General features: G+C 35.5%; 10 protein-coding genes. 9 read left to right on the forward strand and 1 reads right to left on the reverse strand.

The features are described from left to right. The first annotated feature begins 63 nt into the window (after positions 1-63). The 3 genes from ACFSQ0_RS04080 to ACFSQ0_RS04090 are packed head-to-tail and all read left to right on the forward strand — an operon-like array spanning position 64 to position 4,890. Entirely contained in the window at positions 64-2,760 is a 2,697-nt protein-coding gene (locus tag ACFSQ0_RS04080) for a putative LPS assembly protein LptD (RefSeq protein ID WP_379044503.1), read from the forward strand. A 13-nt stretch (positions 2,761-2,773) separates the two neighbouring features. Beyond that, positions 2,774-3,154, forward strand: coding sequence for a RidA family protein (locus ACFSQ0_RS04085; protein ID WP_379044506.1), 381 nt, complete (start codon positions 2,774-2,776; stop codon positions 3,152-3,154). A gap of 8 nt (positions 3,155-3,162) precedes the next feature. After that, positions 3,163-4,890, forward strand: a complete 1,728-nt coding sequence (locus tag ACFSQ0_RS04090; protein WP_379044509.1) for a sodium:solute symporter family protein — start codon at positions 3,163-3,165, stop codon at positions 4,888-4,890. Positions 4,891-4,917: 27 nt separating this feature from the next. Here the strand turns inward: ACFSQ0_RS04090 and ACFSQ0_RS04095 are convergent, their stop codons facing one another. Next, complete coding sequence (locus ACFSQ0_RS04095) at positions 4,918-9,297, reverse strand: translocation/assembly module TamB domain-containing protein (protein ID WP_379044512.1); 4,380 nt, start codon at positions 9,295-9,297, stop codon at positions 4,918-4,920. A 203-nt stretch (positions 9,298-9,500) separates the two neighbouring features. On the opposite strand from ACFSQ0_RS04095, the gene tsaD reads away from it, so the two are divergent. From tsaD to ACFSQ0_RS04125, 6 genes are read left to right on the forward strand one after another with little or no spacing between them, the layout of a single operon-like run. Next, positions 9,501-10,523, forward strand: a complete 1,023-nt coding sequence (tsaD, locus tag ACFSQ0_RS04100) for a tRNA (adenosine(37)-N6)-threonylcarbamoyltransferase complex transferase subunit TsaD (protein ID WP_379044515.1) — start codon at positions 9,501-9,503, stop codon at positions 10,521-10,523. 1 nt (position 10,524) lies between these two features. Beyond that, a complete protein-coding gene (locus tag ACFSQ0_RS04105; protein WP_379044518.1) occupies positions 10,525-11,229 on the forward strand; it encodes a 16S rRNA (uracil(1498)-N(3))-methyltransferase in 705 nt (234 codons plus the stop codon). 8 nt (positions 11,230-11,237) lie between these two features. Then, positions 11,238-11,882, forward strand: a complete 645-nt coding sequence (locus tag ACFSQ0_RS04110; protein WP_379044521.1) for a DUF4159 domain-containing protein — start codon at positions 11,238-11,240, stop codon at positions 11,880-11,882. Positions 11,883-11,884: 2 nt separating this feature from the next. After that, on the forward strand, positions 11,885-12,400 hold the full coding sequence (locus ACFSQ0_RS04115; RefSeq protein WP_379044524.1) for a TrmH family RNA methyltransferase: 516 nt from the start codon (positions 11,885-11,887) through the stop codon (positions 12,398-12,400). Then, entirely contained in the window at positions 12,397-13,485 is a 1,089-nt protein-coding gene (locus ACFSQ0_RS04120) for an AI-2E family transporter (protein ID WP_379044527.1), read from the forward strand. The genes ACFSQ0_RS04115 and ACFSQ0_RS04120 overlap by 4 nt, the downstream gene beginning before the upstream one ends. Further along, positions 13,485-14,672, forward strand: coding sequence for a THUMP-like domain-containing protein (locus ACFSQ0_RS04125; protein WP_379044530.1), 1,188 nt, complete (start codon positions 13,485-13,487; stop codon positions 14,670-14,672). Before ACFSQ0_RS04120 ends, ACFSQ0_RS04125 begins: the two co-directional genes overlap by 1 nt. Positions 14,673-14,816: the final 144 nt, after the last annotated feature.

Consider the following 14,816-nt stretch of genomic DNA (forward strand, 5'->3'; position numbering starts at 1 on the left):
AATATATGTAATTTTGGCTTTTCAAAAAGCAAGCCAAACAATACAAAAATAGCACTATAAGCATTGCAAACAAACTTATACCATATACTTTTCTCTTGTTTTTTTCTTTTCTTGTTTTTTAATTCGACGCAAGCTCAAGAAATTGATAGCACACGTACCTTGCGTATTCCCGCAGAACGAGAGGCTATTTTTCCTTTAAGCGATAGCCTTTTAAAAAGTACTCCTATTGTAAATCCTAATGATGATATAATTCAAGAAGACAGTACTAAAACCAAATCTTTTTTAACCGATAATGTGATTAGTACGGCTAAGGATTATATGATGCTTGATGCTAAAAACAAGAAAGCCTATTTGTACAATGAAGCCAAAATTGTTTATGGCGACATCACGCTTGAAGCTGGAAAAATAATATTGAATAATGCTACCAATGAAGTGTATGCTTTTGGTATCAAAGATTCACTAGGAAATTATACTCAGCGACCGGTTTTTTCTCAAGGACAGAATATTGTTGAGCCCGACAGCATCCGATTCAATTTTGATACTCAAAAAGCCTTGGTTTATAATTCGCGCACGCAACAAGGCGAATTTAATGTAAAAGGAGCTATAACCAAAAAAGAAAACGATTCGGTTTACTTTATGCAAAACGTAAAGTTTACCACCGCAAAAGATATAGACAACCCCGAATATTATTTTAACGCAAGACAGGTGAAATTAGTTCCCGAAAAAAAGGTGATTACGGGTTTAGTAACCATGTACATCGCCGATGTGCCTACCCCGTTAATGTTGCCTTTTGGCTACTTCCCCTTAACCGATGAACGTTCTTCGGGTATTATCTTACCCTCTTTTGGAGATAACCAAAACAGAGGTTACTTTTTACAAAATGGTGGTTATTATTTTAATATTAATGAATATGTTGATTTAGCCGTTTTAGGGGATTATTACACCAACGGTAGTTTTGGCTTTAGAGCCGAATCAAATTATGCGCTGCGTTATAAATTTAGGGGTAATTTTAGCTTTAGGTATGAAAAATTGCTCAATAGTGAACCCGGTTTCCCCGATTATTCAGAAAGCTCTATTTATAACATTCGCTGGTCACATTCTCAAGACGCAAAAGCTAATCCGTCAAGCAGATTTCAAGCCTCTGTTAACCTTGGTAGTTCTCAATATTATCAAGAAAGTATCAATCAAACCAACACCGCGAATTTTCTGAATAACAACCTGAGTTCATCGGTATCTTACAGTAAAACCTTTAGTGGTTTCCCAGAGGTTAATTTAAACATTGCTGCCACCCACAATCAAAATACTAATACACAGGAAATCAATATGACCTTGCCCAGCTTAAACGCAAGTATGTCTAGAATTTATCCTTTTGCTCCTAAAAATGGGACCAAGAAAGGTATTTTTGAAAATATTAATTTCCAGTATAGTTTACGAGGTGAAAATAGAATAAAAACGACCGATTCTCTTTTCTTTAAACCACAAATGTTTAGAGATATGCAAAGCGGAATTAAGCATAGCATACCCATTGCCACAAATTTTAAACTGTTTAAACATTTTAGTGTTAGTGCGGGAACAAATTTTGAAGAAAATTGGGTTTTTAAAACCATTGAGCAGCGCTATGATCAAGATACGCAAGCTGTTGTGCGCGATACCCTTAACGGATTTGATTCTTTTAGAACCTATAATTTTAGTTCTAGTATTGGAACAACTGTATACGGCCAAAAAAACTTTGGAAAAGATAAAAAAATTCAGGCCATAAGGCATGTAATTAGACCATCTTTAAGTTATACACTCACCCCCTCTTTCGATCAATTTTACGACACTTATTTGGTGCCAGCAACTTCTACTCTAGAAGCTAGAAATGTAAGTTATTCTAGATTTGAAGGCTCTTTATTTGGAGCGCCAGGAAACCGATATGCAAGCAGTATCGGGTTTAATGTAACCAATGATTTTGAAGCAAAGATCACCTCACGCGATACCACCGCAACAGAACCAATTAAAAGAAAGTTGCTTTCCAACTTTAGTTTAGGAACTTCCTACAATATGGCAGCCGATTCTTTAAAGCTACAACCAGTTGTAGTTCGAGGTTCACTGCCTGTCGTACAAGATAAACTTACCATAAATTTTAATGGTGCTTTAGATCCATACGCTTTAAACAATAGTAATGAGAGAATCGACAAATGGAATATCAATAATGGTGGTAGTCTATTTAGATTAACAAGGGCACAGACGAGTTTTAGTTATAGTTTCTCCAATAAAGATTTTGAGCGGGACCAAGATGAACAAACAGATGATCTTGAAAATGAATCGTTTAGAAATGGTGGTAGACCAGATGATTTATTTGGAAGATCGGCAGATTTTGACGGAAAACTCTATGAAGATGAGGAAGAAGAAGTGGTAGAAAATGAAACTAAGCGTTATAATTATAGTATTCCTTGGAATTTACGCATTGCTTATAGTATGACCTATGATAACTTAAGAAGAAATAACGAGATTTCGGGGCATTCTATTATGTTTAGTGGAGATGTAGAGTTGTCTCCTCGTTGGAAGGTTGGCGCCTCCTCTGGTTTCGATTTTGTTAATCCAGGCTTTACCTTTACCCAATTGCGTTTTCAACGTGACCTAGAAAGTTGGCGACTATCGTTTAATTGGACGCCTTTTGGTGACCGCGAATCGTGGTACTTTTTTATAGGTATTAAAGCAAATGTGCTTCAAGATTTAAAATACGATAAAAACAGAGAAAGAGATAGACGCTTATAAAATAAGAATCATTATGAGAGAAATAATTAATACCCCAGATGCCCCACAACCTATAGGACCTTATAATCAAGCTATTTTGGTTAAAGACATGCTTTATATAAGTGGTCAAATTGCTATAAATCCGGAAACGGGAGAACTAGAAACTAAAGATTTACGCGATGAGACGCATCGGGTAATGAATAATTTAAAAGCTGTTTTAAAAGCCGCTGGAATGTCACTTCAAAACGTGGTAAAAACTTCTATTTTTATAAGTGATATGCATAACTTCAGTATAATAAATGAGGTTTATGCGACTTATTTTGATGGATCTACTGCACCTGCCCGTGAAACAGTTGAAGTTGCTAATTTACCCAAATTTGTAAATGTAGAAATTAGCGCTATAGCTATTAAATAATCCCATTTATGCAACTATCGGGTCTAGATTGGTTATTGATCATCGGATTTTTTGTAATAAGCCTTGGCGTTGGTGTTCTAGTTTATTTCAAAGGTCAAAAGAACGTAGATAGTTATTTCTTATCTGGTAAAAATATGCCGTGGTGGCTTTTAGGAGTTTCTATGGTGGCCACCACTTTTGCCGCAGACACACCAGGTCTAGTTGCGGGAATTGTAAGGAATGATGGGGTGTTTGGTAATTGGGTTTGGTGGAGTTTTTTACTTACCGGAATGCTAACCGTTTTTTTTTACGCTAAATTGTGGCGTAAAAGTGATATCACAACCGATTTAGAATTTTATGAATTACGCTATAGCGGAAAAAGTGCCGCTTTTCTACGTGGTTTTCGTGCCCTTTATTTAGGCGTATTTTTCAATATAGTTATTATGGCTGGCGTATGTTTAGCCGCCATTAAAATAGGCCACGTGATGTTTGGCTTTTCTGCTTTACAAACCCTATTGGTGTCTTCTCTAATCACAGTGGTTTACTCGCTTCTTGGCGGATTAAAGGGAGTATTAATCACCGATTTTATTCAGTTTTTTATCGCAATGGTCGGTAGCATTTGGGCTAGCATTTACATCATTAATTTACCTGAAATTGGCGGTCTAGATGCCTTGATTAACAACCAAGCGGTACAACCAAAGATGCCTTTTTTTCCAGATTTTACCAATCCAAAAGTTTATGTGCCGGTTTTACTTGTACCTTTAGCCGTTCAATGGTGGAGCGTTTGGTACCCTGGAGCAGAACCAGGCGGTGGTGGTTATATTGCCCAGCGTATGCTTGCCGCCAAAAATAAAAAACACGCAGTAGGAGCTACCTTATTTTTTACCATAGCTCATTATGCATTAAGACCGTGGCCTTGGATTATCATCGGCTTAGCTTCTATTGTAATTTACCCTACTACGGCTAGTTTGCAAGAGGCTTTTCCTAGTTTAGACAACCACTTTATTAAAGATGATTTGGCCTATCCTGCAATGTTGAGTTTTTTACCTTCTGGACTTTTAGGCATTGTAGTTACTTCTCTAATCGCAGCATTTATGAGTACTATTTCTACCCATCTTAATTGGGGAAGTAGTTATGTGGTTAATGATTTTTATGCACGCTTTGTAAATCCTAAAGCCAGTGAAAAACAAAAAGTACGTTTAGGAAGAATTTCGACTGTGATTATGATGCTTTTTGCCGCCTTATTGAGTTTGTTTTTAGAAGAAGCTAAAGAAGCATTTGATTTGCTTTTACAAATAGGTGCCGGCACCGGGCTATTGTTTATTTTACGTTGGTTTTGGTACAGGATAAACCCGTATTCTGAAATTACAGCCATGCTTGTTTCATTCTTGATTGCGGTAGTATTTTTTATCAACGCAAAACTAGAAGCGCCGTGGTTTGAATTGGCCAGCCATTATCAATTGGTTGTTGGGGTGGTTATTACAACCACTTGTTGGGTATTGGTAAGTTTGTTTACCCGACCAACCGACGCTAATACCCTACAAAAATTTGAAGAAAAAGTATTTGAAACTGGTAAAAAATTTGACTTCCTAAAGCAAAAAATACTGGCTTTTTTTAGTGGCGTTGTTGGCGTTTATGCCATTTTGTTTGGTACAGGTTACTTGATTTATCAAAAACCCACCTACAGTATCTTCTGTTTTTTGATTGCTTTAATTTGCGCATTAATTATTTTAAAATTATGGAAAAAGCTAACTTAGATAAAAAACGAATTTACTAAATATAATCTATCGGCCTGGAAATTCAATATAGCTAGGTAGCTCGATCTTGTTTTCTTGTTTGTTTTTTCGCTTTCTAAGCTTTTTGGTTTCAGTTTGCTCTAATTCTTTGTTTAGAATCTTTCTTATAAGCTCTTTAAAGGTATCAAAATCCACCGAATAAGATAAACCTACCCCTTGAGTGTAGCCTAATTCTTCCCCAATGTATTGAATATCGTTTTCACGATTGAATAACTTAGCGCGCAAACTTCCGTCTTCATTTAGCAAGAAATCAATTTCAACATCTCCTACCACTACAGATTCAGTTACCCCGCCTATAGGCACTCCTACTCTACCGTTAATTAAAACCCGTTCGCTAATTTGGGTAGACAGTGTAACCCCAAACCGATCGGCTGTTTCTTGATCGGGAGTTCTTCCTCCTTGAACATAATCTATTCCTACTTTAAATTTTCCATCTTCATCGGTAAAAATATCATCAAATAATCCTGAGGCTCTTTCAATTAGTAAATTACCTGGTGCGTTTTGACCTGATCCGCCTTGAGCGAAAAAACTACCTTGCGAAATTAAGCTCAAGGCTTGTATCTCTGTGTTTTGTCTGTCGCTGATGCGGTATTCTAATTCAGATTTCACCACACTACTTAAGTTTGGATAATCAATTTCAAAACTTAAATCGGTCGAGGTAAGTTCACCGTTTAAATTGATATATACCTCTACTGGTATACTTCTGTTTATAGTAGGATTTTCTAGTAAAATAGCAGGATTTGCACTGGTTTTGTAAAGTGCTTTTACATTTAAATTTGCTCTTGTAGGGCTGCCGTCCCAGGTAATATTACCCCCTGGCACTACCTCAAATTCTTTTTGAATAAGACCAGCATATTTAAAATTATAAATTCCTTCGTAAGCTACGAAATCTCCCCACATATTGAATTTTCCATTGGTATTGATTTCAATCAACAAAGTACCTGCTCCGCTCCCTCTTAAAGTACTTCCGCTCTCTTGATCAACCACTACTTCTACTTCGGCATCTTTGGTGACATCTAATTCGAAAGCCATTTCAAGCCCTTTTACTGGTTTAATATTCACGGGTGTACCTTCTTCTTTTGCCTTTTTTTGTTCTGGAGTTAAAAAGTAAATAAAAGAATGATCTCCAATACTTTCAGAATCGCTAAGCGGTATTTTAAAAATGGTACCCTCTTCGGTTTTTGCGTTTACATCAATAAACAATTCCTCTACAGGACCTGCAATACTAGCATTACCACTTATAAATCCGGTGCCAAAGTATAAGGATTCTTCGGTTTGTTTGGTATCTAAAACCAACAATCTGTTGGGTGCTGTTAGTTGTAAATCTAATTCCCAATCTTGGAAATTTCGGTGGCTAATACTGCCGTTTAAAACACCTTGAGTATCGTATTTAGTATCGGTAAGCCTAATGTCATTAAATATAAATTGCTGTTTACGAAGATTAACTTCTGCCTGCGGCTGAAAATCGAGATCAACATTAAGGTAAGGTATTTTAAGTCCGGCTTCCGATAAGGTAAGGCTACCATTAATATCTGGATTGGCGTAATCGCCAAAAATATGCGCATCTCCTGTTGCGGTGCCGCGGAAATCGGTTAGTACCTCTCCGCCTATAGGACTAAAAGCTTCTAGATCAAAATCGTTTACATCAACCAGAAGATCAATATACGCATTTTGCTGGCTAACATTGATACCTCCATTAGCCTTTAAATACATTTTCTCTTTGGTTTTCAATTCGGCTAAAATGCTGTAGTCTGTAAGCGATTCGTTTCCTGAGATATCTAAATTTAAGTTCCCATAATTTACATCGTTTAAGGCGACATTTTCGATTTTAATTTTACTTTTAGGGTAATACACTCCCTTTTTCTGCAGAAAATTCAAGTTTCCATTTACGATACCCTTCATTTGAAGACTATCGATATCGGGAGTGACTTTTTGCAAATCGACATCTTTAAATTTCAATTCAAAATTTTTGTATGTGCTATCGGTAAGCTCACCACTTATGCGTATTTCTTCATTTAAATGGGTAATACTTAAGGTATCTAAACTGAAACCTTTAAAGTCGTGGTCAAAAACTAATTTTTTATCTTTTAAATTATTCTTGTTTAGAAACCATTTTGCTCTTTTAAATTGAAAATCTGATTTTCTAAAGCCAACAACCGATTTGTTTTCTTGATTTATAGTGTGGTATAAACTAAAATCAAATTCATCATCGTTTTTATTTCCTCCTGTGAAGGCAGTTTTAAAAAATAGCGTGTCTTTTAATGTAACATTGATTAAATTAAAATCTCTAGCAGTATAAAAACCCGTTTGAATACTATCTACTTTTAAGTAGGTATTAAACAGCGGGTTGTCGTTATCTACCTGTAAATCTATGCGGTAGAATTTATTTTTTTCTATATTTATTTGAGGTGATTTAAAACTAAGCTTGAAAGCCGACTCTTCTGAAGTTAAATTTCCCCTAATAAAGGTATTGGCCGAAATCTGTATACCGGGTACCACCACTTCTACTATTTTATTAAAAATATCAAATTCGAATGAAACCTCTTGGTTGGGGGTTACCCTAACGGGTTTATAATTGGTATAAATACTACCAATGGCATTTCTAAAAAGATTAGGTATTTCTTCAATCAGAAAGTTACCACGCACTTCGCCGTTGACCACATCTGGTGAAGTAATTTTGATAATGCGCTCTTTTTCATTGGTTGCTGCTTGTAATTGAAGCTGATTAAAAGCATACTTATTCTGATTATTTTGGTAACGAACATCAGAAAACAGTATAATTCCTTCGGCATCATTTATATTTTTCCCTTTGAGATCTAGGTTTAAATTGCCACTAAAAATAGCTGTTGTGTCTTGTACAAAATTAAGCGCACTTAAATCCGCGTAAGCGATTTGAGCATCAAAATCAATGATATTAGTGGAGGAAGAAGCGTCTATAAGTCCTTCAAAATTCAATTTTAAATTAGGATCGTTACTGATTAATTTACCATTAAAATACGGGTTTTTTAAGGTGCCCGAAAGTTGAATGTTCTTATAACGGTAACCATTAAAGTAAAAAGAAGAAATATTACCCTTTACCTTAGAATTTAATTGATTGGCTGAAAATCCGCTACCATCTACATCTACTTCAATACTCACCTTGCCCAATTGTTTGTTATTAAGTAAAGCGCCTAAGTTAAAATCGGTAAAAACGAGATTTCCTTGGTAGGAGGCATTGTTTATATTTTCGAGTTCATTAATACGTAAGGCAAACTGCCCGCCTCCCAACTGGCTATTTAACGTAGCATCGGTAACCACTTGCTGCGGACCAGCTTCTAAATATCCTACAAGTTTTACCTGCCCTAATTTTTGCAGACGCTTAGGAATTCTATCTTTTAGAAGATTTGGTAACAAATTTACCACATCATAATAATTGGTGTTTAAATAGTCATAGTTACCCATAACACGAATACTATTTGCATCACCAGATAATATATTCTTTAGGGTTAAATCGCCTGATAAATCGGTTCGATTCATTCCGCTCATTTTCCAATTATTAAGGTGTAAATTATTTAAAACCCCAGACACATTTCCGGAGAATTTTAATTCGTTACCTTTGCTAAATTCGTTGTATAACTTATTTAAATCTTGGGTATGAACAACAGATTTTTCAAATTGAGCATCGATATTTACCTTATTTTCAAAATCAGATAAATCTTCAACTTGCTCATAATTCAAATAAATTCTAGGTGCCTCGATTGAAGTTTTATCGGTGTTAAGAACCAAGTTGTCTAAACGCATTTGCTGTTGGGTATAGGCAAAATCGGTTTGTAAAAAATCTACTTTTATTCCGTTTGATTCTGTTCCGCGCAAGCTGGCGATTTGAACATACACATCGCTGTTATCTATAAGTAAATTACTGGCTTGAACATTTAGCTTTTCTAAAGCGATAACAGGTTCCTGTTGGAGATTATAATCGGTGTAAGAAAAATAACTATCGGTAAGGTTTATCTCATCGATGGTTAAAGAAAAATCTTCGCTAGTCTTTTTACCACTATCAAACTTTTGAATAAATACACTAAAATTATCTTCTTCTTCATTTTTATACCGCTTGAGGTATAATTTTAATTGGCTAGCGTGGGTATTTTCGAAATCTAAATCGTTACCGCTGACTAGACCTTGAATATTGAGTAATGAGGTACTTAATTCTTTGGCCACTATCAATGTATCCTGGTGATGATCTTCAATGAAAACTTGGTTCAATACCACTCTACCGTCATACGAAAGTCGTAATTTAGCCACTTGAATTTTAGCATTGTATTTCTCCTGAAGAAAATCGGTTAAATACTGCGCCGTTTTAGTTTGTACGCTGGCTATTGAAAAAAACATAACCAACAACAAAAAAAACAAGAGCAAGCCGAGTAATATCTTGACTAATATTTTTATTTTTCGTTTTATAAGGCGGTAGTTTTTAGAATATTTTAAAAGATTTCTCTAGCTTTGTTTAAGGCTCTTATTTGTAATCATAAAAGCATTACAAAAATAGGATACCTTATTTAAATTGTACCAATTTTTATGCCTAATATATAATAATGTCATTAGAAAACACCTACATTTTATCAATTGAATCTTCTTGTGATGATACGGCAGCGGCTGTATTAGAAAATTCACGTATTTTAAGCAATGTAGTGGCTACCCAAAAAATACACGAAGAATATGGCGGAGTAGTTCCTGAATTAGCCTCTAGAGCGCATCAACAAAATATTGTTCCTGTTGTAGATCAAGCTTTGAAGAAAGCCAAAATAGACAAATCACAATTAAACGCAATAGCTTTTACTCGCGGCCCTGGGTTAATGGGTAGTTTATTGGTGGGTACCTCTTTTGCAAAATCTTTGGCTTTGGCATTAGATATTCCTCTCATTGAGGTTAACCATATGCAAGCGCATTTATTGGCTCATTTTATAGATGATGCAAGTCACCGCAAACCAAATTTTCCCTTTTTAGGAATCACTTTAAGTGGTGGGCATACACAGATTGTAAAAGTTGATGATTATTTCTCTATGGAGGTAATCGGAGAAACCTTAGATGATGCCGTGGGTGAAGCTTATGACAAGTGCGGTAAAATGCTCGGGCTAGATTATCCTGCTGGACCTATAGTTGATAAACTTGCTCAAAAAGGAAACCCGAAAGCTTTTGAATTTCCTGTACCTAATGTAAAAGATTTAAACTTTAGCTTTAGCGGATTAAAAACTGCTGTAATGTACTTTTTAGAAAAAAAGCAAAAAGAAAATCAAGACTTTATAAAGGAAAATTTGAATGATTTATGTGCTTCTTTTCAGTTTACGGTAGTAAAGATAATTAAGAAAAAACTAGAAAAAGCAGTAAAGCAAACGCAAATAAGAGAGGTAGCTATAGGAGGCGGTGTCTCGGCTAACTCGGCTATTCGTACTATGCTTCAAAAGCAGGAGAAAAATAAAAAGTGGATTTGCCATATACCTAAATTTGAATACACCACAGATAATGCGGCAATGATTGGCATTGTGGGTTATTATAAATTTCTAAATGGCCAATTTACCGACGTAAAAACAAGTGCTAAAGCACGCTACCACATTTAACATGCAACTATTCTATCTAGATCACATACAACCCCAAGACACTCATTTTTATTTTAATGTAGAAGAGCATAAGCATTTAGTACGCGTTTTACGTAAGAACGAGGGTGATCTAGTTCATGTGACCAACGGAAAAGGCTATATGTTTAAAGCAGAGTTGATTGAAATTGCAAGTAAAAAAACAAAAGCCAAAGTTTTAAGCGTAACCCAAGCACCGCCCAGAAAATACAATTTGCACCTAGCCATAGCTCCTACTAAAATGAATGACCGCATCGAGTGGTTTTTAGAAAAAGCTACGGAAATAGGAATAGATAGAATTAGTTTTATTTTGTGTGATCATAGCGAGCGCAAAAAAATTAAATTAGAACGTTACCAACGAGTTTTGGTGAGTGCTTTGAAGCAATCTTTACATTATAAACTACCAGAAGTAAGCGAGCTTGTTCCATTTAGTAAATTCATTCAATCGGCTAAAGCCACCCATCAATTTATAGCGCATTGTTATGACGAAGAAAAAATCTTGTTGAGTCAATCGATAAAATTACAAGAAGATTATTTACTGCTAATAGGTCCCGAAGGTGATTTTTCAACTGCAGAGGTGCAACAGGCAATAAACCAAGGTTTTAAGCCGGTGAGTTTAGGAAAAAGCAGGTTGCGCACAGAAACTGCGGGTATAGTAGGTGTACACACCTTTGCACTTTTACACGAATAATTAAAGTTATGAGAAAATTTGTATTTCTTTGTTTAGGGTTTATATGCTGTAGCTTTACCTACGCACAGAAAGTAGCGGTTTTAGAATATGAAGGTGGCGGTGACTGGTACGGTAATCCAACGGCTTTACCTAATCTAGTTCAATTTTGCAATCAAAATATACGAACCAAAATAGATGATGAAATTGGGCAAGTAAAACCAACAGATCCTGCTCTTTTTTCCTATGCTTTTATACATATGACGGGGCACGGCAATGTTTATTTTAGCGAAAAAGGAATCGAAAATTTAAGACGTTACCTTTTAGGCGGTGGGTTTTTACATATAGATGACAATTACGGTATGTATAAATACTTGCTACCACAATTAAAACGATTATTCCCCGAAAAAGAACTTCAAGAATTACCCGGCAGTCATAAACTCTTCCAGCAACCTTTTAATTTTCCTAAAGGGCTGCCCAAAATACATGAACACGATGGTAAACGCCCACAGGCCTTGGGTTTATTCCATCAAAACAGATTAATTTTACTATTTACTTTTGAATCTGATTTAGGCGATGGATGGGAAAGTCCTGCTGTGCACGGCGATCCAGAAGAGGTTCGCGAAAAAGCACTAAAGATGGGTGCCAATATTATTCATTATGCTTTTAAAAATTAATTATGCCGCAGCAATTAACGCACGAGGAAACCAGTTTTGAAACCAAAAAATTTCCAATTGTTTTGGTGGCTCATCAACTCACGAGTCCGGCTAACTTAGGAAGTATTTTTAGAGCAGCCGAAGCTTTTAATATTGAAGAGATTTTACTCTCAAAATGCGATGATTTAATGAATAGCAATCGTTTTAAACGAACCGCAAGAGCTACTCAACAACATTTAAATTATCAGGCAGTAGACTTAAACTCTGCGCTTATTCAAAAATACCGAGACAAAGGTTTTAAGATAATAGGACTAGAAATCACTAAAGACAGTCAGTCTTTACAAGATTTTAAACTCAGTAAAAATGAAAAGTTACTTATTCTCCTTGGAGCTGAGCGTTATGGTCTTGCTGAGGAGTGGATTAGGCTTTGTGATAACTGTGTCCATATTCCTATGTTTGGCTTAAACTCTAGTATGAATGTGTCACAAGCGCTGAGTATAACATTGTATGAATTTACAAAACAAATGAATCAACTATGAATTCAAAAACAATCACTTACGGAATTTTAAGAGCGGTTGCTATTTTGGTGGGTATAATACTACTACTTTGGTTTTTATACCAAATTCAATCGGTAATTGCTTTTATTGCCATCGCTGCTGTTATTTCATTAATAGGCCGACCCATGGTCTTTTTTTTAAAAAAGAAGCTGAAATTTCCAAACCGCTTAGCCGTTGTAGTGGTGCTATGTGCGGTTTTAAGTATTATTATAGGAGTTGTAAGTCTTTTTATTCCTATAATCATCCAACAAAGCGAAAATATTGGTCGTATTGATTTTAATGCCTTCAAAGCAGATCTAAACGATTTAAATCTACAAATTAAAGCCTATCTTGGAGTTGACGAAATTGATATTCTCACGGGTTTAAAACAAACCGATTTCATTAAGAATTTTGATTTTCAATTCATTCCAAACTCCGTAAATTATATTTTTAGTGGTTTAGGTAATGGTATTATAGGGGTATTTTCTATCATTTTTATTTCCTTTTTCTTATTAAGTGATAGTAAGTTGTTATTAAACAGCATTTTGGTGTTTTCAAACAAAGGAGAAGAATCCAGGTTTAAGTTAATGTTTGAAAAAATAAAAATATTGCTCTCAAGGTATTTTATCGGTTTAACCTTACAAATCTTAGTATTGTTTATTATTTATACGGTTTTATTGGTCACTTTTGAAGTTGATAACGCCGTTGCCATTGCCTTAATTTGTGCATTCTTAAACATTGTACCCTATTTAGGCCCTATGGTAGCTGGTATATTGATGGCACTTTTTGTTATTTCGAGTAATTTAGGAGCAGATTTTTCGGCGGTAATTTTGCCTAAACTTAGTTTTGTAATGGCAGGATATGCAATTGCTCAACTTATAGACAACTTTATTAATCAGCCGCTTATATTCGGAAAAAGTGTGCGATCACACCCCTTAGAGATTTTTTTAATTATACTTATCGCAGGATTATTATTTGGCATTTTAGGCATGGTCATTGCCATTCCCGTTTACACAGCAATTAAGGTAATAGCTAAAGAGACCTTAAGTGAATATAAGATTGTGAAAAAACTAACCAAAGACCTATAATGAATCCAGCTATTTTTGAGGAAGAGGTTCAACGTTTTATAAAAAAACACGAACAAGACGCTTTGCCTGAATTAATCCTTAAAGGCAGTCCTTTTAAGCAAGTAAGTATACAAGAAATAGCACAGCAAATCGCCGCACGTAAAAAAGCTAAAGTCAAATTACCTACCTGGTATGCTACCCCAGGTATATACTTTCCTCCTCAACTAAATTTAGCCCAAACATCATCAGAGGTTACCGCTGCCTACAAAGCTCAATGCGTCAGCGGTGAAAGCTTAGCCGATTTAACAGGCGGATTTGGCGTCGACAGCTTTTATTTTAGCCAGTATTTTAAAAAGGTAACGCATTTTGAAACGCAGGAAGAGTTAGCCAAAATAGCGCAAGCCAATTTTCAGAAACTAAGGGCCCCCAATATAAGTAGCTTGACTACCGATAGTTTAACTTATTTAAACCAAACGCAAAACACTTGGGATTGTCTGTATTTAGACCCTGCTCGCCGAGACCGCGCAGGGCAAAAAGTATTTAGCCTAGCACAATGCACTCCCAATGTGCTAGAACACCTTGATTTGTTGTTCTCTAAAACCAAGTGTGTTTTACTCAAAACATCCCCATTGTTAGATATCAAGTTAGGCTTAAAAGAACTAAAAGGAGTTCAACATATACACTGCGTGGCCGTAAACAATGAGCTTAAAGAATTGCTTTGGGTACTTAAAAAAGAACACATAGCAAAACCAACCGTACCTCAAGTACATTGTGTAAATTTCTTTTCAACCCACACCGCATTTTATAAGGCCAATCTAGACGAAGAAAGCAGTAGCAAAGCAAGACTAGGTCCCGTTTTAAAATATTTATACGAGCCAAATGTTAGTCTATTAAAAGCTGGTTTTTTTAACAACATAAGTCAAGGTTTAGAACTACAAAAGTTAGCACAACATACCCATCTTTACACGAGTCAATCTTTAATCGATTTTCCAGGAAGAGTATTTAAAGTAATTCAACGCGAGGCTTTTAATAAAAAAGCCTTTAAAAAACTAAATATCAAAAAGGCCAATATTAGTGCACGTAACTTTCCGCTCAGCGTTGCCCAAATCCGTAAAAAATATGGCATTAAAGAGGGTGGAGAAATATACATTTTTTGTATAACCAACCATGAGAATCAGAAAGTCATATTAGTAACTCAGAAGGTATAATTAGAATTGTTTTTGGGCGTTCCCCTGCGGGTCGGGCTTTACGTTACAATCTTTTAGGCTTGGCGCCAAAAAGTATTTTCACTGCAATCCCTAACGCGATTACTTTTAAATTTTATTAACCTACTTAGTTTTTAATTAATTGAC

Origin of the sequence: Mesonia sediminis (assembly GCF_042684705.1) — a bacterium.
GTDB classification, from domain to species: domain Bacteria; phylum Bacteroidota; class Bacteroidia; order Flavobacteriales; family Flavobacteriaceae; genus Mesonia; species Mesonia sediminis.